We start from the raw sequence: 22,794 nt of genomic DNA on the forward strand, positions 1-22,794 counted from the left end.
TACGTTTATGTACTTTTTCGCCTGGCGCAGCGCTGTGGGGGGATTCTCATGACGCAGCGCGCCGAATCCGCCCCCGCCACCCCGCTGCCCTCCGCCAAGGAACGGCGCAGGCTGCGCGAAGCGAAATCGCTGACCCAGGAGCAGGTGGCCGCCGCCCTGGGCGTCACCCGCGAGACGGTCACATCATGGGAGTCCGGCCGGAGGGACCCCAAGCGCGGCGAGCAGCGCGCGGCGTACGCCAAGCTGCTCGCCTCCTTCGGCGAGCCGTCCCCCGCCGAGGCGCAGGCCCCCGAGGACGCGCCGGGCCCCGCCTCCCAGGACACGGTGGCAGGAGGGGACGTGCCGGGGCGCTCCCCGCAGGGCGCCGAACGCGACCATCCCGAGCAGACCGACGTACCCGAACGTCCGGCGCCCGAGGAGACGCCCCGGCGCGGCACCGATCCCGAAGCCCCCGCCCCCGCACCCGCACTGTCCCAGGAACCAGAACCAGAGCCGCCCCCCGCACCCGCACCCGCACTCACACCCACACCCACACCCGCACCCGCACCACCCAGCAGCGAGCCTCCCGCCCCGCCCCCCACCCCCGCCCAGGCCTTCGACGCCCTCTACACCCGCTCAGCCCCCGCCGTCCTGGCCCAGACCTACCTCCTCACCGGAAGCCGGAGCCTCTCCCGCGAGTCCGTCGAGTACGCCTTCCACCTCGCCTGGCAGCGCTGGCCCGAAGTGGCCACCGACCGCGACCCGGCGGGCTGGATCAGGGCAGCGGCACACGAGTACGCGACCTCCCCCTGGCACCGGCTGCGCCTCACCCGCAAGCGCCCCGACCGGCCCCCCGGTGACCGCGACCGCCGGGTGCTGCTCGACGCGCTGCTGGCCCTGCCGCCCAGGCACCGCCGCACCCTCCTGCTGTACGACGGCCTCGGCCTGGACCTCCCCGACACCGCGGCCGAGACCGAGGCGAGCACCCCGGCCACCGCGAACCGCCTGCTCAACGCACGCGCCGCGGTCGCGCGGCGGCTGCCGGTACTCGCGAACGCCCGCACCCCCGCCGAACAGTCCGCGCTGTTCCACGAGCGCCTCAACGACCTCGCCGAGACCGGGCCCGTACCGCCCCTCAGGCTGCCGCCCGCCCACACCGTACGGACGGGGAGCGAGCGCAGGACACGCTTCTGGACGCGCGCGACCACCTTCTTCACCGCGGCGATCATCGGCGCCACAGGATTCACCCTCACCACAGCACCCACGCGGTACGAGCCCCCGCCCACGCCCGGTGAACCCGTCGGCGGCGTTCCGGCGTACGCCGGTCCGCAGACGCTCTCGCCCCAGGACGAGGAGCTGCGCGACAAGCTCCGCGCCCATCCGATGAACGGCCCGCACCGCCTGGTCCCGGAAACCCCCTGACCCGCTGACCGGCTGACCCGCTGACCGGCTGACCGAACGCGGACGGGCCCGTACCCCCTCGTCAGGGGATACGGGCCCGCACCGGACAACCGGAGCGCGAACGCGAGCACAGAGGCAAGCGCAAGCGCCGAAGCGGCGTACTAGCCGGCCAGAATGGCGCGCGCCAGCTTGGCCGTCTCGGTCGGCGTCTTGCCGACCTTGACGCCCGCGGCCTCGAGGGCTTCCTTCTTGGCCTGTGCGGTGCCAGAAGAACCGGACACGATCGCGCCGGCGTGACCCATCGTCTTGCCTTCGGGGGCGGTGAAGCCCGCGACGTAACCGACGACCGGCTTCGTCACGTTCTTCGCGATGTAGTCCGCGGCACGCTCCTCGGCGTCGCCACCGATCTCACCGATCATCACGATCAGGTCGGTCTCGGGGTCGGCCTCGAACGCCGCGAGGGCGTCGATGTGCGTCGTACCGATGACCGGGTCGCCACCGATGCCGACGGCGGACGAGAAGCCGATGTCACGGAGCTCGTACATCATCTGGTAGGTCAGCGTGCCCGACTTGGACACCAGACCGATGCGGCCGGGCTTGGTGATGTCGCCCGGGATGATGCCGGCGTTGGACTGGCCCGGGGTGATGAGACCGGGGCAGTTCGGGCCGATGATCCGCGTCTTGTTGCCCTTCGAACCCGCGTACGCCCAGAAGGCGGCGGAGTCGTGGACGGCGATGCCCTCGGTGATCACGACGGCGAGCGGGATCTCGGCGTCGATCGCCTCGACGACGGCGGCCTTCGCGAAGGCCGGCGGCACGAAGAGGACGGACACGTCGGCGCCCGTCTTCTCCATCGCCTCCTTGACGGAGCCGAAGACCGGTACCTCGGTGCCGTCGAAGTCGACGGACGTGCCGGCCTTGCGCGGGTTCACGCCACCGACGATGTTGGTGCCGTCGGCCAGCATGAGCTTGGTGTGCTTCATGCCGGTCGCGCCGGTCATGCCCTGGACGATGACCTTGGATTCCTTGGTCAGGAAGATAGCCATGGTGTTCTGACCTCGTCCCTTACTTCGCAGCCGCGAGCTCGGCGGCCTTGTCGGCCGCGCCGTCCATGGTGTCCACGCGCTGCACGAGCGGGTGGTTGGCGTCGGAGAGGATCTTGCGGCCGAGCTCCGCGTTGTTGCCGTCGAGACGCACGACCAGCGGCTTGGTGACTTCCTCGCCCTTGGTCTTGAGCAGCTCCAGGGCCTGGACGATGCCGTTGGCGACCTCGTCGCAGGCGGTGATGCCACCGAAGACGTTGACGAACACGGACTTGACGTCCGGGTCGCCGAGGATGATCTCCAGGCCGTTCGCCATGACCTCGGCGGAGGCGCCGCCACCGATGTCGAGGAAGTTGGCGGGCTTCACGTTGCCGTGGTTCTCACCGGCGTACGCGACGACGTCCAGGGTCGACATGACCAGGCCGGCGCCGTTGCCGATGATGCCGACCTCGCCGTCGAGCTTGACGTAGTTGAGGTTCTTGGCCTTGGCGGCAGCCTCGAGCGGGTTGGCTGCGGCCTTGTCCTCGAGCGCCTCGTGGTCGGGCTGGCGGAAGTCGGCGTTCTCGTCGAGGGACACCTTTCCGTCCAGCGCGATGATGCGGCCGTCGGCGAGCTTCGCGAGGGGGTTGACCTCGACGAGGAGCGCGTCCTCGGCGACGAAGGTGTCCCACAGGGTCACCAGCACCTCGGCGACGCCCTCGGCGACCTCGGCCGGGAACTTCGCCTGGGCGACGATCTCGCGGGCCTTCTCGATGGTCACGCCCTCGACGGCGTTGACCGGCACCTTCGCGAGGGCCTCGGGGGTCTTCTCCGCGACCTCCTCGATGTCCATGCCGCCCTGGACGGACGCCATGGCGAGGAAGGTGCGGTTGGTCCGGTCGAGGAGGTACGAGACGTAGTACTCCTCGGCGATCTCCGGAGCGGTCTCGGCGATCATCACCTTGTGGACCGTGTGGCCCTTGATGTCCATGCCGAGGATGTCCGTCGAACGGGCGACAGCCTCGTCCGGGGTGGCGGCCAGCTTCACGCCGCCGGCCTTGCCGCGGCCACCGACCTTGACCTGGGCCTTGACGACCGACTTGCCGCCCATACGCTCGGTGGCCTCGCGCGCCGCCTCAGGCGTCTCGATGACTTCACCGGCCAGCACCGGTACACCGTGCTTGGCGAAGAGGTCCCTCGCCTGATACTCGAACAGGTCCACGCGCGTTCCGTCCTTGTGATCGCGGTTTTTTGTCTGCGTGGGCGTGCCGCGAGGGCAACGTGACAGCGCTGTCACAAGGGAGGCGTACACGGTGTCCGATACGCGGCATGTCCGTCTCGCAGGTTATCCCCGTGACCCGTGGGTCCGTAAATCGCAGATCACACCTGAGCGGTGATACCGGTCACAGGCCGTACGTGCGGCCGCGTCGGCAGAGGCCGGAAGAGACCGGCAGGGGGCAGCGGCGGGCCGGTGGTGGACCGGCGGCGGACCCTTGGCGGGCCGGCGGCGGCGGACCGGCGCGGACACGGGACCGGGCGGCCCCCACCCCAATGAGGACCGCCCGGGGAACTTCGAACCGCGTGTCGGACGCCGGGCTCAGATGCCCTGGGTCAGGTACGACGCGTACCCCGGCGTGACCGAGGAGAGCGCGTCCTGGGCGCCGGAGACGGCGTTGCCGGCGAGCGGGGTCGAGGCGACCGTGCCCGACAGGTCCTGCGCGAACGGCTGGACCTCGGACACGACACCTCCCGCGAACGGCGTCACGTCACCGACGACACCGTGCGCGAAGGTGTGGGCGCTGCCACCGACGCCGTACGCGACCGGCTGGACGTGGTCGACGACGGTGTCGACGAGCGGCTGGACCGCGCCGACGACGCCGCCCACGAACGGGTGGACCTCGGAGACGACACCGTCGGCGAACGGCGTCACGTCACCGACGACACCGTGCGCGAAGGGCGTCACGTCGCCGACCGCGCCCTGGGCCAGACCGCCGACGTCACCGACCGCCTGCCCGGCGACCGGGAGCACGCCGTCCACGGCGCGGGCGGCGATGGGCGGCAGGGTGTCCTGGGCGACGGCGTGGGCGAGCGGGGTGGCGGCGGTGACCGCACCCTGGGCGTGGCCCTGCGCCCGGTCCGGTGCCTGCTCGGCCTCGGAGGCGAAGGCGGAGAGCGGACCGAAGAGGTAGTCGACCTCGTCCTGGGCGTCGGCTATGGAGGGCGCGTCGGCCACGGAAGGGGCGGCGGGCAGGTCGTACGCCGGCAGCTGGGCCTCGGCGTACTGGTGGGCCTGCTCGGCGACACCCTGCGCGTCGTGGTGGTGTACGTCGCGCTGCACGTCGTGCGCGGCGTCCTCGACGTCGACATCGACGTCCTCGGCGGTCTTGACGTCCTCGGCGGTCTTGACGTCCTCGACCGCGTCGGAAACCGCGTCCGGGGTGGACAGCGGCACCGAGACGGGCAGCTCGGCCGCACTGGCGGCAGCGGTACCGAGGGCCCACATACCGCCGGCGGTGGCGGCGACGGCGATGGAACGGCGGATGTTCTTGTTCATGCTTGCGTCAGATCCTTCGAATGCATTCGGCTGTCCGGAGGTTTCCGGATGGCGGGCAGACCTGTCCCGCCCCCGCGCGGCAGGTCATTGAGCGGGGACGGTCCGCCCTAGCCGGGGAATTCGAGGATTTCGTGCGGCCTGTCGTACGTCGGTGCGGCCGTTGCCGGCAACGTGGCCCCGCGCACCAGCGCGAACCGGATGCCGTCCGTGAACGCGGCCGCGTGCTGATCGGCGGAGCGCGGCGCGCTCCCGTCTCCGGCGGCCTGCCGGACGCCGTCACCGCACGGTCCGGCGGGTGCCTGTACGGGAACCTCCCCGCACTTGGCGCGGTCCGCGCTCCGGGGCGTGTCGCCGTGACGCCGGTCGGGGGCGTACGGGTGACCGCCCTCACCCCGGCCGCTGCCGGCCAGGGCCGCCGTGTGGGTCACGGGCCCGCTCCCGGCCCGCTGCGCCCGGTCGCCGGAGTCCTGGTGCGCGGAGTTCGCGGACTTCTCCGGAGCTGTGGGCACTTCGGGCTTCTCCGGAGCTGCGGGCACTTCGGGTCCGGACACCTCGGGCACGGGTGCCTCGGACACGGGCAGCTCGGACACGGGCATCTCGGGCACCGGCGATTCCGGTACCGGAAGCTCAGGCACCGGCGCCACGATCACCGGCGACGCGGGCACGGCCGGCCGATGCCCGGTGACACGGTCCTTCAGCTCACCGACCGGCCGGACGACGCGCCGTACGACCTCGGCCACCGGCTCTGCCGTCTCCCGCACGGCCTGGGCGGGCTCACCCACCACCGGTTGCCGCACCACCGGTTGCCGCACCACCGGTTGCCGCACCACCGGTTGCCGCACTGCCGGTTGCCGCAGCTCCTGCCCCGGCAGTTCCGGCTTCAGTACCGGGGCCACGACAGCGGTGGCGTCGTGGGGCAGCGGCGGTGCCTCGACGGCGTACGCCTGCCCGTCCCACAGGAAGCCCAGCGCCAGCAGGCCACCCAGGAACAGCACCACCCGCAGCGCACGCCTCCGGCCCGCCCGGCGCGGTACGCGCGGGGCGGTGACGGGGAGAGCAACCACGGCAGTCAAGATGAACGGCGCCTTCGCAAGGGATCGCAGGGATCGCGGGGATTCGCGGGAGTGCGCGAAGTCCACAGAGGAACGGAACGACGGCAGATGCTCGCACGAGCCTCCTGGGGTCGCGCAAGTCGCCCCCTGCTAATGACTGGACATGTCCGGTATGGGTAGCGGTCGTTTCTCGATCGCCGCAGCCATCACCTCCGGAAAAAGGTCCGGCGTACAGGCGAAGGCAGGGGTGCCGAGGGCCGCCAGGGCTGCCGCGTGCTCACGGTCGTAGGCGGGGGCGCCCTCGTCGGAGAGCGCGAGCAGGGCGACGAACTGCACGCCCGACGCCTTCATCGCCGCGACCCGCTTCAGCATCTCGTCCCGTATGCCGCCCTCGTAGAGGTCGCTGATGAGGACGACCACGGTGTCGGCGGGCCGGGTGATCTGCGACTGGCAGTACGCGAGGGCGCGGTTGATGTCCGTACCTCCGCCCAGCTGGGTGCCGAAGAGGACGTCGACCGGGTCGTCCAGCTCGTCGGTGAGGTCGACGACGGCGGTGTCGAAGACGACGAGACGGGTGTTGATCGCGCGCATGGATGCCAGGACCGCGCCGAAGACCGACGCGTAGACGACGGATGCGGCCATCGACCCTGACTGGTCGATGCACAGGACGACGTCCTTCTTCACGGACTGCGCCGCCCGCCCGTATCCGACGAGCCGTTCGGGTACGACGGTCCCGTACTCGGGGAGGTAGTTCTTGAGGTTGGCCCGGATCGTACGGTTCCAGTCGATGTCCCGGTGACGGGGGCGGCTGATGCGGGCGCTGCGGTCGAGGGCACCGGTGAGCGTGGCCCTGGTGCGGGTCGCGAGGCGCTTCTCCAGGTCCTCGACGACCTTGCGCACGACGACGCGTGCCGTTTCCCGGGTCGTCTCGGGCATCGCCTTGTTGAGCGAGAGCAGCGTTCCGACGAGATGGACGTCCGCCTCGACGGCCTCCAGCATCTCCGGCTCCAGGAGCAGCGCCGACAGCCCCAGGCGCTCTATGGCGTCACGCTGCATGACCTGCACGACGGAGCTCGGGAAGTACGTACGGATGTCGCCGAGCCAGCGCGCCACGGACGGCGCGGAGGCGCCGAGCCCGGCCGAGCGGCCGGCCGGACTGCCGCCCGGGCGGCCGGCGTCGCGCCCGCCGCCGTAGAGCGCGGCGAGCGCCCCGTCCATGGAGGCGTCCCGTCCGCCGAGCACACACCCGGTTCCGTCGCCCCCCTCCGCGCCCAGCACGAGCCGCCAGCGCCGAATCCGCTCCCCGCTCCCGTCATCCACCTTCGCGTCCCCCGCCTTCGCGTCCCCCGCCTTCGCGTCCCCCGCCTTCGCATTCCCCGCCTTCACGTCTCCCGCCTTCACGTCCCCGCTCGCGCTTACGTTCATCGGGCCTCCCCCACCGGTTCCTCGTGGTCCGCGCCCAGCAGGAGCCGCAGCACCGGCAGTACGGCGTCGGCGCGCTCCTCGTCGAGTCCGGGGCCGAAGCCGGGCGCACCGGGCTCCGTCCGCACCGGGCGCGCGGCGGACGGGCCGCGCCGGACCAGTTCGCCCAGCGTGCGCCGCACTCCCGGCTCGTACGCCGAGAACGTGCGGCGCAGCAGCGGCAGTACGCCGGTGAACGCCTCGTCCGGCACACCGGTCAGCCAGGTGTCGACGAGGCCCAGGAGCCGTTCGTCGTGCACGAGGAGCATTCCTCCGCCGGAGGCTCCGCCGACGAAGCCCTCGATCCAGGCCGCGGCGTCGGCCGGCGGGGCGCCGGGCGAGAGGGCCAGTCCCATGAGGCGCGCCGCCTCGTCCTCCGCGAGCCGTCCGTCGTCCAGCAGCAGCCGCACCGCCCGGCCCCGGATCACCCCGCCGACGGCGTCCCGCCCGGCGAGCCCGCGGAGCACCGACGACCAACGCCCGCGCAGGTCACTGAGGGCGCTGAGCTCGCTGAGGCTGCCCGGCCCGGCCCCGGCCAGGAGGCCGGTCGCCGTGTGGACCGCGTCGAGGTGGCGTCGCATGTCCGCCGCACCGTCCGCGTCGAGACCGGTACAGGCGGGCGGCAGCCCTACGCAGATCCGCTCGGCGAGGCCCACCGCGACCTCGCCCAGCGCGACCGTGTCCGTGCCGCGCACATCGCCGTACCGCAGTGAGCGGGCGAGCGCGGGCAGGGCCTGGGCCAGGTGGCCGACGTCCGCGTCCAGCGCGGCGCGGTCGGCGAGGGCCCGCATCACCACGGGCAGGGCGTCGGGCAGTCCGGCCAGCAGGCACCGCTCGGCGAGGGCGGTGACGTCGGCGAGCACGGTGGTCGACACGGCCTGGGACTCGGCCTTGGCAGTGGCCGCGGAGAGCACCGTGGTGCCCCATACCCCGGCCTCCGCGACCCGTACCGAGAGCTCGGGCTCCCAGCGCAGCCGCCAGGTCTCCCGGAACGTCCCCGTGCTCCCCCGCGCCGCGGCCGGCTCGCCCCAGCCGACGGACAGGAGCCGCAGCCGGTGCAGCAGCAGGCTGCGCGCCGCGTCGGTCTCTTTGCGCAGGTCGAGTTCGAGCTCCCGTTCCTGCGGCTCCGGCTTGAGCCGCAGGCTGCGCTGGGTCCGGGTGAGGTCGCGCTGCAGCGGTACGGCGGGCGCCGCGTCCGGGACCTCGCCGAGTACGTCGCCGACGACGAGCCTGTCGTGCACGAGCGCGAGCGGTACGTCGGAGCCCTCGCACATCACGGCCCGGACGGCGTCGGTCGTTTCGGTGAGCCCCGCGAGCGGACGGCCGCGCAGGACGGCGAGCGTCCCGGCGAGCCGGACGGCCTCGATGACGTGGGCGGAGGAGACCATCCGGTCCTCGTCCCGCAGCAGCCCCGCGACCTTGGTCATCCAGCGTTCGACAGGGCGGTCGGGGGCGTCGAAGAGGTGCCCGTACCAGCCGGGCGACTCGATGCCCGCGCCGTACCCGCTGCGCCGGGCCAGCCTGCGGTGGGTCCAGGGCACCCAGGTCATCTCGGTCCTGACCCTGGGCAGACCTTTCAGCAGCGCCCGGTCGGCGGTGACGGTCGAGACCTTCGCGCCGAGTGCCGGCAGGTGCCACGCGCCGCAGACGACGGCGAAGTCGTCGCCGAACTCCTTGCGCGCGGAGCGGAGCTGGAGCCTCATGTACGCCTCGCGCACCCGGTCGCGGGTGTGCCCGCCGTCTCCGTACGTCTCGCGCAGGGCGCCCATGGCCTCGGCGAGCGCCTCGAACGGCGCGAACGGACCGGCTTCCCCACCTCCGCTCCCGCCCCCGCTCCCGCCCCCGTCCCCGCCCCTGTCTCCGCGGTGCTCGACCACGTCCTCCCACCACCGCTCCGGATCGTCGTACCCGGCGGCCTCCGCGAGCACCCCGACCGGATCGACGGCAAGGGAGTCCGCCACCTCGCCCTCCGCGTCCCCCTCCCCGGCCCCCTCCCGCTCCTCCTCCGCCAGTGCCAGGGAGTGCGCCGCCGGAAGGTCGACGAAGCGGACCGGTACGCCGTGTCCGAGAGCCCACCGGATCGCGACCCACTCGGGGGAGAAATCGGCCAGCGGCCAGAACGCGGCCCGCCGCGGGTCGTCGGTGACGTGCGCGAGCAGGGCCACCGGCGGGCGCATCGACTCGTCGGCCGCGAGCGGCAGCAGGGCATCGCCCTCGGGCGGCCCCTCGATCAGCACGGCCCGGGGCCGCGCGGCGTCGAGCGCCCGGCGCACCGCACGGGCCGAGCCGGGTCCGTGGTGGCGCACGCCCAGCAACAGCGGGCCGGACCTCATCCCGAGACCTCCCGGCAGGCGCGGTAGAAGTCCTTCCAGCCGTCCCGCTCGCGGACGACCGTCTCCAGGTACTCCTGCCAGACGACGCGGTCGGCCGCCGGGTCGCGCACGACCGCGCCGAGGATGCCGGCCGCCACGTCGCCGGAGCGCAGCACCCCGTCCCCGAAGTGCGCGGCGAGGGCCAGGCCACCGGTGACGACGGAGATCGCCTCGGCCGTGGACAGCGTTCCCGAGGGGGACTTGACCTTCGTACGGCCGTCGGTCGTGATGCCGTCGCGCAGCTCGCGGAAGACGGTGACGACACGCCGGATCTCGTCGAAGCCGTCGGGCGCGGCCGGCAGGTCGAGGGAGCGCCCTATCTGGCCGACGCGCCGCGCCACGATGTCGACCTCGGCCTCCGCCGTCCCGGGCAGCGGCAGCACCACGGTGTTGAACCGGCGGCGCAGCGCGCTGGAGAGGTCGTTGACCCCGCGGTCGCGGTCGTTGGCGGTGGCGATGAGGTTGAAGCCGCGGACGGCCTGCTGCTCCTGACCCAACTCGGGGATGGGCAGGGTCTTCTCCGACAGGATCGTGATCAGGGTGTCCTGCACGTCGGCCGGGATGCGGGTGAGCTCCTCGACCCGCGCGGTCATGCCGTCGGCCATGGCCCGCATGACGGGGCTCGGCACGAGCGCGTCGCGGCTGGGCCCGTGTGCGAGCAGCCGGGCGTAGTTCCAGCCGTAGCGGATGGCTTCCTCGGGCGTCCCCGCCGTGCCCTGGACGAGCAGGGTCGAGTCACCGCTGACGGCGGCGGCGAGGTGCTCGGACACCCAGGTCTTGGCGGTGCCGGGGACGCCGAGCAGCAGCAGTGCCCGGTCGGTGGCGAGCGTGGTGACGGCGACTTCGACGATCCGGCGCGGCCCCACGTACTTGGGCGTGATCACCGTGCCGTCGGACAGGGTCCCGCCGAGCAGGTACGTGGCCACGGCCCACGGCGAGAGCCGCCACCTGGCGGGCCGCGGCCGGTCGTCGGCCGCGGCCAGCGCCTTGAGCTCGTCGGCGAACGCGTCCTCGGCGTGCGGCCGCAGGGCCTCGCCGGCGTCCGTACGTGCGACAGCGTTGGTTTCGGGCACGGTCATGGATCCCCCTCCAGATTTCCCGGATGTGGGATCCACCGTGCACCACGCCACTGACAATCGGCCGTAGCCGCAGGTCAGGGCCCAAGTGGCAGTCTGCGGAAGTTACTGCGCGATCGGGGAGACCGCGATGCAGCCGAGCAGGGCCTTCTCGCCGGTCGCCTCCTTGATCGTCTTGCCCTTGTAGACGACCTTGCAGGTCAGGTCGGCGGTGTCCGTGATGCTGATCGGGGACACGGCGGGCGGCATGATGCCGCGCAGCGTGACCGTCTTCTTCCACGGCAGCGCGGGCTTCTTGACCGACACCATCTTCGGGTCCATGGCCGTGCCTCCGCCGCCCGCGTACTCGATGGACTCGACGTCCTTGCCGGTGACCTCGTACGTGACTTCGTACTTCTCGTCGATGGCCTTGTCGACCTGCTCGACGCCCTCGTCCTTGGCGGCTTCGGTCACCTCGGAGCAGGCGCCCAGGCCGAATGTGAGGCCGGTGACGGCTGCGGCGCAGACAGCGGTACGAACGATGCGGTTCATGCGTGATCCCCCCGGATCTGTAGATAAGGAGATCGCACCCAATCGCAAAGGCGAAGTCAAGTCAAATTGCGACCGGTTCCGCGAATCCGCAGGTCAGCACCGATTGTCAGTGGTGGCCCGTAGCGTCTTTCCCATGAATCAGCAGGGGGTGCGCTGGACTGCGGAACAGGTGCTGGCCCTGGCTCCTGACGACGCGTCACGCAGAGCGGGAAGCAGGCTCGGCACGGCCGGGCCGTGGTCGGAGGCCGGAAGCAGCGGTTCGGGGGCCGTGTGGGGGCTGTGCAAGGGCAGCGGCAGCACGCCCTACCGGACGGTGGTCGACACGGCGGGCGCCGGCCCCGCCTTCACGTGCAGCTGCCCGAGCCGGAAGTTTCCGTGCAAGCACGCGCTGGGCCTGCTGCTGCTCTGGGCCGCGGACGAGACGGCCGTGCGGGACACGGAGGCGCTGCCGGACTGGGCCGGGGAGTGGGTGGCGGCCCGCAGGAAGCAGGCCGGGCAGAAGCGGGACCGGGGCAAGCCGGACGGCGGGCCGGGACCGTCCGCCGGGGCGGCCGGTCCCGGGGCGGCGAGACGCAGGGCCGAGCAGCGCGCCGAGCGGATCACCCTGGGGGCCACAGAGCTGGAGCAGCGCCTGACCGATCTGCTGCGCGGCGGTCTCGCCACCGCCGAGCAGACGGGTTACGGGCTGTGGGAGGAGACGGCCCGCCGCATGGTCGACGCCCAGGCGCCGGGACTGGCGGCGCGGGTCAGGGAGTTGGGCGCCGTACCGGCGTCGGGGCCCGGCTGGCCCGCGCGGTTGCTGGAGGAGTGCGCGCTGCTGCATCTGCTGGACGCTGCCTGGCTGGGCCGCGACCGGCTGCCGGAGCCGCTGGCCGCCACCGTGCGGACACGCGTCGGCCTCACCGCGCCCGCCGGGGGTCCGCCGGTCCGGGACCACTGGCTGGTGCTCGCCCAGTACGACACCACCGACGGCAAGCTGGTCACGCGCCGCATATGGCTGCACGGCCGGGAGTCCGGGCGTACGGCGCTGGTGCTGTCCTTCGGCGCCGGGGGCCGCGCGCCCGAAGTCGCCCTGCCCACCGGCCTGATGCTCGACGCCGAGCTCACGTACTACCCCGGCGGGGGGCGGCTCAGGGCGGACGTGGGCGACCGGTTCGCCCTCCCGGTCCCGATCGGCGCCCCGCCGCCCGGCGTCGGCAGCGCCGAAGCGGTCGGTGGCTACGGGAGGGCCCTGCGCGACGACCCGTGGCTCGACTCCTGGCCGGTGACACTGGGCCGTGTCATACCGGTCCCCTCCGGTGACACCTGGCAGCTGGCCGACGCGGAAACGGATTCGGCCCTGCCCGTCGACCCCGCGGCGCTGTCCCGCCCCGGGCTGTGGAAGCTCGTCGCCCTGTCGGGCGGCGGCCCCGTCACCGTCTTCGGCGAGTGCGGCCACCGCGGCTTCACTCCGCTGACGGCCTGGGCCGACGGCTCGGCGGAAACCGTCCCGCTCATCGAAACCTGACCGTACGGAGGGACCGATGACCATCCACACCACAAGCACGGCGGCAGGTACCACGGCCACGGACGCCGCGGCAGCAGGCACCACGGCGGCGGACGCCGCGGCCGCGACCGCCTGGGAAGAGCTCGTCACCACCGCGCTGCTCGGCACCGACCGCCGTACGCTGCCGCCCGGCGCCGCGGTGCCCGGCAAGGACGCCCCGGCCGCGCTGCTCGACGCCGCCGCGCGGCAGACCGTACGCCGCAGGGCGGGGCTCCTCCCGGCGCGCGCCGCGGCACGCCCCGAGCCCGCGCCGCACGATCCGCGCCCCCCGCTGCCCGAGGCCGCCCGCCGCCGGCTCGCCCAGCTGCTGGCCGGCCGGTCCTCGTCCCCCGCCGCCGGCGGGCGGCGCGGCACCGCCCCCGACCTCACCGAGCTGCTCCCCCAGTGGCTCGGCGCCGCGAACCGGCACCGTTTCCAGGCACCGCCCGCCCTGCTCCCCGCGCTGCTGGACGCCGCCCGGGCCCGTACCGACCTGCGGCCGCAGGCCCTCGCCTTCGCCGGACCGCGCGGGCTGTGGCTGGCCGGGTTCAACACGGACTGGCGGTTCGCGCTGCGCGGCGCGTCGGGCGGTTCCGCGCTGCCCGACCCCCGGGACGCGGCGGCCGTGCGGCAGCTGTGGGAGGAGGGCTTGTTCGCGGAGCGCGTCGGCCTTCTCGCCGCCGTCCGCGCCCACGATCCGGGCGCCGCGCTCGCACTGCTCGCCGCCACCTGGCCCACCGAGCGCGCCGAGGACCGCCTGATGTTCCTCGACTCCCTGCGCACCGGCCTCTCGGGCACGGACGAGCCCTTCCTGGAGCAGGCCCTGTCCGACCGCAGCCGCAATGTGCGGGCCACCGCCGCCGAGCTGCTCTCCGCACTGCCCGGTTCCGCGCTGGCCGCCCGGATGGCCGCCCGTGCCACCACCTGCGTCAGCCTGGACCGCTCCGGCCGCGCGGCCGGCGGCGAGCGCATCGCCGTGGAGGCCCCGCACGAATGCGACGCGGACATGCAGCGCGACGGCGTGTCGCCCAGACCGCCGGCGGGCCGGGGCGAACGGTCCTGGTGGCTGGGCCAGCTGGTCGAGTCCGCGCCGTTGTACGCCTGGCAGCACCGGTTCGGCGGCCGTACACCGCAAGAGATCGTCACCCTGCCCGTGGGCGACGGCTGGAAGGAGGAGCTGCACGCCGCCTGGTGCCGCGCCGCGGTGCGCCAGCGGGACGCCGCCTGGTCCCGCGCCCTGCTCGGCGCGCCGTCCACGCCGCCGGCCACCGGCCCCGGCACGTCGTCCCTCGCCGAACGCGCGAAGCTGCTGGCCACCCTGGAGGACGCCGAGCGGGCCGAGTGGGTGGCCGCGTTCATCGCGGCGCACGGCCTCTCCGAGGCGTTCCAGCTGCTCGGGGTGTGCACCGTGCCCTGGGCGGAGCCGCTCGGCCGCGCGGTGGTCGACGCACTCGACATCGCGCGGGACGCGGGGAGCTACCCCTGGAGCTTCAGCGGGGTCATGGGCCTGGCGGAGCGTTGCCTCGACCCCGGCGAGGCCGGCCGCCTGGAGATCCTCACGGCGACACCGGACGAGCAGGAGGACGCGTCACCCGGGGCGGGCGGCTACTGGTCGGAAGCGTTCCAGCGTCTCGTCGGCACCCTCCGCCTCAGAGCCGCGATGCTCGCGGAGCTGTCGGAGGACCGGGCCGCCGGCCCGGCCTCCCCGCCCCCGTCGTCGGACGGGCCGAACCTTCCGGCCCGTCCGGCGACTGAGACCGTGCCTCTGCCCACGCCTATGCCTGGGCCGCCTGACGGACGTGCGTGTTGACCCAGTTCACGATCGACTGCGTCGTCGCACCCGGCGTGAAGATCTCCGCGACACCCTTCTCCTTCAGCGGCGCGATGTCCGCCTCCGGGATGATGCCGCCGCCGAAGACCTTGATGTCCTCCGCGTCGCGCTGCTTGAGCAACTCGATGACCTTCACGAAGAGCGTGTTGTGCGCACCCGAGAGGATCGACAGACCGATCGCGTCGGCGTCCTCCTGAATGGCGGTGTCCACGATCTGCTCGGGCGTCTGGTGGAGCCCGGTGTAGATGACCTCCATACCGGCGTCGCGCAGAGCCCGCGCGATGACCTTCGCCCCACGATCGTGTCCGTCGAGTCCCGGCTTGGCGACCACCACACGGATCGGCCCGGTCACACCCATCACTGCCTCCATGTACCGACTGCGCCGTCATTGGCACGCGCCCCGCACCGATGAGGACGGGGAAGTGAACGAACGTTATCGACAGCATCCCGCACCCGCCCGTTTCACGGTGGACAGGGAGGGGGAAATCACACATGGGACATGTTCGCTATGCGTCGTTCCTGCCTCATCAGGCGCTACAGCGGCATCAGCCGCAGCAGTCGGGACGCTCGCAAGGGGAGCCGCGACGAGGTCGCCGTGCCACCGCGCCGTCAGCCGCACGGCCCGGCGGCACGGCCCACCGAGTTCCTCGGCACGGCGCCCCGACGAGGGCACACGACGAGGGCACACGGGGGCCGGAGCTGTCTCCCCGCGTGCCGTTCGGAGGTCGGCCATGAGGGTCCTGCCCTTCTTCTTTCCGCCCTGCCCGTTCCCACTGCGCCTGTCGGGCGCGCTCCTGCGAGCCACCGCCCTGGAGTTCGCCATCCTCGCCGGGCACCTGGTCCTCTACCCGTCCGGCATCGCCCAGGAGCGCCGCCACGACGTCGGCGCACTCCCCTCTCCGGCACCCGTGGAGCCCGAGACCACGCGCCTTCCCACCACCGGCCCCGACCACCCTCCCGTCGTACTGCTCCACGGCTTCGTCGACAACCGCTCCGTCTTCGTCCTGCTGCGCCGGTCCCTGGCCCGGCACGGCTGGCGCCATCTGGAGTCCCTCAACTACTCGCCGTTGACCTGCGACATCCGCACCGCGGCCGAGTTGCTCGGCCGCCATGTCGAGGAGATCTGCGACCGTACGGGCCACCCCCGGGTCGACATCGTCGGCCACAGCCTCGGCGGCCTGATCGCCCGTTATTACGTACAGCGACTGGGCGGAGACGCGCGTGTGCGCACCCTCGTCACCCTCGGCACTCCGCACGCCGGCACCAGCGTCGCTCCGCCGATGAGCGCCCACCCCCTCGTGCGGCAGATGCGCCCCGGCTCCGGCGTGATCGAGGAGCTGCGCGAGCCCGCGCCCGCCTGCCGGACGCGGTTCGTGAGCTTCTGGAGCGATCTCGACCAGGTGATGGTCCCGGTCGATGCGGCCTGCGTCAGCCACCCGGACCTCATCGCCCGGAACGTACGAGTGACAGGAATCGGCCATCTCGCCCTGCCCGTCCATCCGGCGGTCGCCGCCGGGATCCGGCAGGCGCTCGAGGAGCAGGACACGGGAGCGGGTGCGTCCGGCACGGCCTCCATCGCCTGACCTGCGGCCACCCCTGATCGAACAGTTGTCGAACACAGGACCAAGGATGTGCCCGCCGTCCGCCAAAAGACGGCTGAATGCCCCTTTCCGGAACGCGCGAAATCTGACGAAGATTGTCGCCGTCGCATACCGCCGGGTACAGTCGCGCCACTGCTTTGCCTCTGGGGCCCCTCCCGGGCCCCAGCCCCCACAGGTCCTGCATTGCCGAGGCGAGAGAGAAGTTGGTGGACGACCAGCACGCCCAAGCCGGGTACGACGGCTACTCCACCGGCAGTTTCCGGACAGACCCGCTCTTCGGGGCCCTTCCCGCCGAGACCGCTCAGGAAAGCCCCTACGGAGCAGGTCACAGCGATCAGTACGACACCACTGCGTGGGACACCACGGGTACCCATCCGAGCGTGACTTACACCGCGTACGGCATGCAGCAGCAGTACGACACCACCGGGACGTGGCCCGCCGCCGGCCACCGGACGGCGGCCGACATCCCGGCCCAGTCCACCGGCCAGTGGGACACCAACGCCTGGGACCAGACGGGGCAGTTCGACACCGGCCACCTAGACACCGGCCGCCTCGACACCGGCCACATCGACACCAGCCACATCGACAGCGGCCCGTACGAGACCGGCGCATACGAAACGGCGCAGTTCCCCCAGGCCGCCGCCGACACCACCGGGCAGTGGAACACGATGCCGGGCTACGACACCGGCGCGTACGACGCCACCGACTGGAACACCGGCCACACGGGCGGCCATCCGGGTGACCACACGGGCGACCACACCGGCGCGCACCCCACCGTCCCGCCCCAGCAGGTCTTCTACGAGACAGCCGAGTTCCCCGCAGTCGCCCTGCCCGACGCTCCCACCGCGTACGAACCGCCCGGACCGCACGACACGCACGGACCGCACGAGACGTCCGGCAGGCACGACACGCCCGGCACCGAGCACGCGTACACGCCGGAGCACGCGTACACGCCGGAACACGATCCGGAGCACGAGCCGGAGCACGAGCCCGAATCCGCGCCGGAGTCCGAGCGCACTCCCGCCGCTGCGACAGCTGCCGCAGCCCCCGTGCCCGCCCCCCGCTCGGCCCGCCGCGGCAACAACAACGCCGGCCGCGGCCGCCGCCGCACCCCCGCCAAGCGTTCGGCCCTCCTCACCGTCGCCGTCCCCTCCGCCTGCGCGATGGGCGTGGCCGGCATCGCCGCCGCCTCGGTCGGCGTCGGCGGTGGCGGCGGCGCCGCCGAGGAGAAGAAGGACACCACCACGACGGTCTCCGCCGCCGACTCCGGCCCGGTCGAGCCCGTCGCGGTCAACAACAAGCTGGACACCCAGCTCGCCGCCCTCGACGCGGACGCCAACGACTTCGCCGACCGCGCCAGCCGCACGCAGGAGCGCATCGACCTCCAGGTCCGCCAGGAGGCGGAGAAGAAGCGCAAGGCCGAAGAGGCCGCCCGCAAGGAGGCCGCCCGCCCCAAGTTCGCCGTACCGGTCCAGCAGCACGGTCTCAGCGCGTACTACGGTCAGGCCGGCGTCAACTGGATGTCCGTGCACTCCGGCATCGACTTCCCCGTCTCGTACGGCACGCCGGTGATGGCCGCGACCGACGGCACGGTCCGTACGCAGTACAACAGCGCCTACGGAAACATGGCGATAGTGACGGCCGCCGACGGCACGGAGACCTGGTACTGCCACCTCAGCAGCACCAAGATCCGCTCCGGCCCGGTCCAGGCCGGCGACGTCATCGCGTACGCCGGAAACTCGGGCAACTCCACCGGCCCGCACCTCCACTTCGAGGTGCGTCCCGGCGGCGGGCCGCCGATCGACCCCCTGCCGTGGTTCCGCAGCCACGGCCTCAGCCCGACGTAGGACGTAGGACGTAGGACGTAACCCCCGGAACCGGCGGCCCCGCAGGACGCGAGGCCGCGCGGTCCCTACAGCTTCTCGACCGGCGCGTACCGCAGCAGCAGCTTCTTCGGCCGCTCGTCGCCGAAGTCGATCGTCGCCTGTGCGTCCGCCCCCGTCCCCGTCACCGTCATCACGGTGCCGAGCCCGAACTGGTCGTGCGTGACCCGGTCACCGACCGACAGCGCGACCACCGGCTTGTCCGGGGCCCGCCGCGTGGCGAACCCCGAAGCGCCTCCGCCGCCGCCCCCGGACCGCGACCGCGACGAGGACAGCGAGGACGACAGCGACGAGGCGACGCCCGACACCGGCCCCGCCGGAATCTGCGCCCCCTTGCGCTTCCAGGTCAGATACGTCTCCGGGATCTCCTCCAGGAACCGCGACGGCGGGTTGTACGAGGGCTGCCCCCACGCGCTGCGCATCGACGCCCGCGTCAGGTAGAGCCGCTCGCGGGCGCGCGTGATGCCGACGTACGCGAGGCGCCGCTCCTCCTCCAGCTCCTTGGTCTGGCCGAGCGCGCGCATGTGCGGGAAGACGCCGTCCTCCATGCCCGTCAGGAACACCACGGGGAACTCAAGGCCCTTGGCGGTGTGCAGCGTCATCAGCGTGATGACTCCGGACCCGTCCTCGTCCTCGTCGGGGATCTGGTCGGAGTCGGCGACGAGCGCCACCTTCTCCAGGAACTCGGCCAGCGTCCCCGGCTCCTCCCCCTCCCGCTCCTGCTCGAACTCCAGCGCCACCGCGGCGAGTTCCTGGAGGTTCTCGATGCGCGTCTCGTCCTGCGGGTCGGTCGACGCCTGCAACTCGGCGAGATAGCCGGTCCGTTCGAGGACGGCCTCCAGCACCGTGGCGGGCCCCGCCCCCGACTCGACGATCGTGCGGAGCTCCTCCATCAACGTGTTGAAGCGCTTCACGGCGTTCGACGAGCGGGCCGCCATGCCGTACGCCTCGTCCACGCGCCGCAGCGCCTGCGGGAAGCTGATCCGCTCGCGCAGCGACAGCGCGTCGATCATCGCCTCGGCGCGGTCGCCGATGCCCCTCTTCGGTACGTTCAGGATGCGGCGCAGCGGAACGGTGTCCTCGGGATTGGCCAGGACGCGCAGGTACGCGAGCACGTCCCGGACCTCCTTGCGCTCGTAGAAGCGCACGCCGCCGACGACCTTGTAGGGCAGTCCGACGCGGATGAAGATCTCCTCGAAGACGCGGGACTGGGCGTTCGTACGGTAGAAGACGGCGACGTCGCCGGCCTTCGCGTCGCCCGCGTCCGTCAGCCGGTCGATCTCCTCGGCGACGAACTGCGCCTCGTCGTGCTCGGTGTCCGCGACGTACCCGGTGATCAGCGAGCCCGCCCCGGCGTCCGTCCACAGGTTCTTCGGCCGCCGGTTCTCGTTGCGCTCGATGACGGCGTTGGCGGCGGTGAGGATGGTCTGCGTGGAGCGGTAGTTCTGCTCCAGCAGGATCGTCGTCGCGTCCGGGTAGTCCTCCTCGAACTGGAGGATGTTGCGGATCGTGGCGCCGCGGAAGGCGTAGATCGACTGGTCGGCGTCGCCCACGACGCACAGCTCGGCCGGGGCCTGCCCCTCGCCGGACGGGCCCACCAGTTCGCGCACGAGCGTGTACTGGGCGTGGTTGGTGTCCTGGTACTCGTCGACCATGACGTGGCGGAAGCGCAGCCGGTAGTGCTCGGCGACGTCCGGGAACGCCTGGAGCAGGTGCACCGTGGTCATGATGATGTCGTCGAAGTCCAGCGCGTTGGCCTCGCGCAGCCGCGCCTGGTACATCCCGTACGCCTGCGCCAGGGTCTTCTCGAAGCCGTCGGCGGCCTGCCCCGCGAAGGTCTCCTCGTCTATCAGCTCGTTCTTCAGGTTCGAGACCTTGGCGCTGAACGCCTTGGGCGGGAAGCGCTTCGGATCGAGGTCGAGGTCGCGGCAGACGAGCGCCATCAGGCGCTTGGAGTCGGCGGCGTCGTAGATCGAGAACGAGGACGTGAAACCGAGCTTCTTCGACTCGCGGCGCAGGATGCGCACGCACGCGCTGTGGAAGGTGGAGACCCACATGTGGCCCGCGCGCGGGCCGACGAGCTCCTCGACGCGCTCCTTCATCTCGCCCGCGGCCTTGTTGGTGAAGGTGATCGCGAGGATCTGGCCGGGGTGCACACCCCGGTTGGCCAGCAGGTACGCGATGCGGTGGGTGAGCACCCGGGTCTTTCCGGAGCCGGCGCCCGCCACGATGAGCAGCGGTGACCCGGCGTGCACGACGGCGGCGCGCTGCTCTTCGTTCAGCCCGTCGAGCAGCGCGGCGGCGTCCACGACGGGGCGCGGCGCGCCGTCCCGGTAGTACGCGTCCCTGGCCACCGGGGGCGCGTCGAAGGCGCCCGCGAAGAGGTCGTGCGGAACCTCCTCCGGGGCGGTGTCGGTGTCCTCGGGGGGCGGCGGGTCCGCGTCCTGCGCGTGCTGGAGGCCGGCCAGGAAGCTGTCGTCAAAGAGGCTGCTCATCGTTGTCCAAGCTTAGGCGGGTCCACCGACAGCCCGCCCCGGATTCGCCCCGCCCCACTCGGTCCGGACCGGTGGGAACCGGCGATCCGCCGTCCGTGACCTTCCTCACGCCGCCCGTGGAGGCCGCACGCCCGGCCTTGCGGTGATCACCCACGGCGGTGACCGCACGGCGACCGGGTCGCCGGGGTCCGGAGCGGCCGGGCTCAGGTCCAGAGCACCGCGATGAAGATGTTGGCGACGGTCAGCCCGCCGACCGCCCCGAAGAGCGCCTTCTCCGCCTTCTCCTCGTCCCGCTTGACGTACACGAGGCCGAGGATCACCACGAGGACCGCCAGCTTGATGCCGATCTTGAGGTTGTTCACGCTCTGGCCGTCCGCCTGATGGAGGCCCACCAGCGCCACGCCCGTGATCAGCATGGTCAGCGCGCCGTGCAGCATCGCGGGCGTGAAGCGGGCCGTTCCCGCGCCCATCGCCTTCATCTGGGTCAGGAAGCCGCCGAGCAGCGAGGCGATGCCGATGATGTGCAGGCCGACGAAGACATTGCTGAGTACGTCCATGAGCCGGAGCCTAGCCCTGGCCTTAGCAGCCCTTGCCGCCAGGTGTGCCCGCCATCGCCGTATCGGTCACGGAAGAGCGGAATGTTCCGTTCCGGCACGGGTCCCCTTCTCATCTCCGTACACGGAAAGCCTGTTTCGACCACTGTCGGTCATAGTGACTCTCCCCCGTGACCCTCCGGCTTAACGTCCCTCCCCAGGTGGCCGATTCCCCACCGCCGCCCCGCCCGGAGCGGCGGTCGGCCGCCCCCGCCGAAGGTCCGGCGGTGGGCCGCCGCCCCGTGCGGCCCCCGCCGGATGCGAGCGGCCGACGTACAGCGCCGTACAGGACGGAAGGACGTGTACGCCCTCGTGGCCAGGCACCGAAAGCCCAAGCAACGCACGCTCACCGGCAGTACCGCCCGCACCGCCGCGACCCTCGCGCTCGCCTCGGCCGCGAGCGCCACCGCGTTCGACAGCACCGGGCACGCGGAACCCGCCCTCACCCCCGCTCAGGTGAAGGCGAAGGTCGACCAGCTCTACCACGAGGCGGAGGTCGCCACCGAGAAGTACAACGGCGTGCAGGAGAAGGCGGACAGCAGCCGCAGGTCGCTGGACAGGCTGCGCGACGAGGCGGCCCGCAGGACCGAACGCCTCAACACCTCGCGCGACGCACTGGGTTCGCTCGCCACCGCCCAGTACCGCGCGGGCGCGATCGACCCGTCCGTGCAGGTCGCGCTCACGTCCGACCCGGACCGGTACCTGGAGCGCGCCGCGATCGCCGAGCGCGCCGGCGACCGGCAGGCGGCGGCCGTCGCCGGAATGCGGCAGCAGCTCGGCAGGATCGCGCAGTTGCGGGCGGAGGCGGACGAGCATCTGGAGGAGCTCTCGTCGCAGCAGAAGGACCTGCGCGCCCACAAGGCGAAGATCCAGGACAGGCTCGGTACGGCCGAGAAGCTGCTCTCCCGGCTCACGGCGGAGCAGCGGGCCCAGTACGCGCGGCAGGACGGCCACGGCGCACCGGCCGCCGCCCCCGCCCGCGCCGACCGAAACGACCGGACCGGCCAGACCGGCCGGACCGGCCGGGACGCCCCGCGCGATGGCCCGGCCCGGGCGCCCGGTTCCCGCGCCGGCCAGGCGGTCTCCTTCGCGTACGGGGCGATCGGCAAACCGTACGTCTGGGGCGCCACGGGACCCTCCGCCTTCGACTGCTCGGGCCTGACCCAGGCGGCCTGGAGGTCGGCGGGCGTCTCGCTCCCCCGTACGACGTACACGCAGATCAACGCCGGGCAGCGCGTCCCGCGCTCCCAGCTCGCCCCCGGGGACCTGGTCTTCTTCTACTCCGGCCTCAGCCACGTGGGCCTCTACATCGGCAACGGCCAGATGATCCACGCCCCACGCCCCGGCGCCCCGGTCCGCGTGGCCCCGATCGACCAGATGCCGTTCGCGGGGGCGACACGGCCCGCGTAGGCCCGGCA

The 22,794-nt window shown here is 72.5% G+C and carries 17 protein-coding genes; 6 read left to right on the forward strand and 11 right to left on the reverse strand.

The features are described from left to right. Window positions 1-48: 48 nt before the first annotated feature. Window positions 49-1,401, forward strand: a complete 1,353-nt coding sequence (locus ACWDZ4_RS06700; RefSeq protein ID WP_451507355.1) for a helix-turn-helix domain-containing protein — start codon at window positions 49-51, stop codon at window positions 1,399-1,401. Window positions 1,402-1,541: 140 nt separating this feature from the next. Here ACWDZ4_RS06700 and sucD read toward each other — a convergent pair whose 3' ends face one another. The 8 genes from sucD to ACWDZ4_RS06740 all read right to left on the reverse strand — a co-directional run bounded on the left by sucD (window position 1,542) and on the right by ACWDZ4_RS06740 (window position 11,448). Continuing rightward, a complete protein-coding gene (sucD, locus tag ACWDZ4_RS06705) occupies window positions 1,542-2,426 on the reverse strand; it encodes a succinate--CoA ligase subunit alpha (protein ID WP_344494913.1) in 885 nt (294 codons plus the stop codon). Between the two features lie 19 nt (window positions 2,427-2,445). Then, window positions 2,446-3,624 (reverse strand): ADP-forming succinate--CoA ligase subunit beta, encoded by a 1,179-nt coding sequence (sucC, locus tag ACWDZ4_RS06710; protein ID WP_451507356.1) that lies wholly within the window; start codon window positions 3,622-3,624, stop codon window positions 2,446-2,448. A gap of 375 nt (window positions 3,625-3,999) precedes the next feature. Next, entirely contained in the window at window positions 4,000-4,956 is a 957-nt protein-coding gene (locus ACWDZ4_RS06715) for a hypothetical protein (protein ID WP_451507357.1), read from the reverse strand. A 107-nt stretch (window positions 4,957-5,063) separates the two neighbouring features. Next, on the reverse strand, window positions 5,064-6,020 hold the full coding sequence (locus tag ACWDZ4_RS06720; RefSeq protein ID WP_451507358.1) for a hypothetical protein: 957 nt from the start codon (window positions 6,018-6,020) through the stop codon (window positions 5,064-5,066). 138 nt (window positions 6,021-6,158) lie between these two features. Beyond that, on the reverse strand, window positions 6,159-7,433 hold the full coding sequence (locus ACWDZ4_RS06725) for a vWA domain-containing protein (RefSeq protein ID WP_451507359.1): 1,275 nt from the start codon (window positions 7,431-7,433) through the stop codon (window positions 6,159-6,161). Further along, entirely contained in the window at window positions 7,430-9,802 is a 2,373-nt protein-coding gene (locus ACWDZ4_RS06730; RefSeq protein WP_451507360.1) for a DUF5682 family protein, read from the reverse strand. Before ACWDZ4_RS06730 ends, ACWDZ4_RS06725 begins: the two co-directional genes overlap by 4 nt. Next, window positions 9,799-10,920, reverse strand: a complete 1,122-nt coding sequence (locus tag ACWDZ4_RS06735; protein ID WP_451507361.1) for an ATP-binding protein — start codon at window positions 10,918-10,920, stop codon at window positions 9,799-9,801. The genes ACWDZ4_RS06730 and ACWDZ4_RS06735 overlap by 4 nt, the downstream gene beginning before the upstream one ends. A 102-nt stretch (window positions 10,921-11,022) precedes the next feature. Next, window positions 11,023-11,448 (reverse strand): hypothetical protein, encoded by a 426-nt coding sequence (locus ACWDZ4_RS06740; protein WP_451507362.1) that lies wholly within the window; start codon window positions 11,446-11,448, stop codon window positions 11,023-11,025. Window positions 11,449-11,581: 133 nt separating this feature from the next. Here ACWDZ4_RS06740 and ACWDZ4_RS06745 point away from each other — a divergent pair, with 133 nt between their 5' ends. Together ACWDZ4_RS06745 and ACWDZ4_RS06750 are read left to right on the forward strand one after the other, a co-directional pair. Continuing rightward, window positions 11,582-12,955, forward strand: coding sequence for an SWIM zinc finger family protein (locus ACWDZ4_RS06745; protein WP_451507363.1), 1,374 nt, complete (start codon window positions 11,582-11,584; stop codon window positions 12,953-12,955). 16 nt (window positions 12,956-12,971) lie between these two features. Beyond that, the gene (locus tag ACWDZ4_RS06750; protein ID WP_451507364.1) at window positions 12,972-14,783 is read left to right on the forward strand and encodes a DUF5691 domain-containing protein; all 1,812 of its coding nucleotides are present in this window, start codon (window positions 12,972-12,974) and stop codon (window positions 14,781-14,783) included. Here the strand turns inward: ACWDZ4_RS06750 and ACWDZ4_RS06755 are convergent. After that, the gene (locus ACWDZ4_RS06755) at window positions 14,749-15,162 is read right to left on the reverse strand and encodes a cobalamin B12-binding domain-containing protein (protein WP_451507365.1); all 414 of its coding nucleotides are present in this window, start codon (window positions 15,160-15,162) and stop codon (window positions 14,749-14,751) included. The genes ACWDZ4_RS06750 and ACWDZ4_RS06755 overlap by 35 nt on opposite strands. A 373-nt stretch (window positions 15,163-15,535) precedes the next feature. Here ACWDZ4_RS06755 and ACWDZ4_RS06760 point away from each other — a divergent pair, with 373 nt between their 5' ends. Together ACWDZ4_RS06760 and ACWDZ4_RS06765 are read left to right on the forward strand one after the other, a co-directional pair. Continuing rightward, window positions 15,536-16,387 carry an esterase/lipase family protein gene (locus ACWDZ4_RS06760; protein ID WP_451507366.1) on the forward strand — a complete coding sequence of 284 codons (852 nt, stop codon included), beginning with the start codon at window positions 15,536-15,538 and terminating at the stop codon, window positions 16,385-16,387. A 224-nt stretch (window positions 16,388-16,611) separates the two neighbouring features. Then, window positions 16,612-18,252, forward strand: a complete 1,641-nt coding sequence (locus ACWDZ4_RS06765) for a M23 family metallopeptidase (RefSeq protein WP_451507367.1) — start codon at window positions 16,612-16,614, stop codon at window positions 18,250-18,252. Window positions 18,253-18,317: 65 nt separating this feature from the next. Here the strand turns inward: ACWDZ4_RS06765 and pcrA are convergent, their stop codons facing one another. Continuing rightward, on the reverse strand, window positions 18,318-20,783 hold the full coding sequence (gene pcrA / locus ACWDZ4_RS06770) for a DNA helicase PcrA (RefSeq protein WP_451507368.1): 2,466 nt from the start codon (window positions 20,781-20,783) through the stop codon (window positions 18,318-18,320). A 203-nt stretch (window positions 20,784-20,986) separates the two neighbouring features. After that, window positions 20,987-21,340 (reverse strand): hypothetical protein, encoded by a 354-nt coding sequence (locus ACWDZ4_RS06775; protein WP_451507369.1) that lies wholly within the window; start codon window positions 21,338-21,340, stop codon window positions 20,987-20,989. Between the two features lie 348 nt (window positions 21,341-21,688). Between ACWDZ4_RS06775 and ACWDZ4_RS06780 the strand changes: the two genes are divergently transcribed. Next, entirely contained in the window at window positions 21,689-22,786 is a 1,098-nt protein-coding gene (locus ACWDZ4_RS06780) for an NlpC/P60 family protein (RefSeq protein WP_451507370.1), read from the forward strand. The last annotated feature ends 8 nt before the right edge of the window (window positions 22,787-22,794 follow it).

Source organism: Streptomyces sp. NPDC003016, assembly GCF_053591455.1.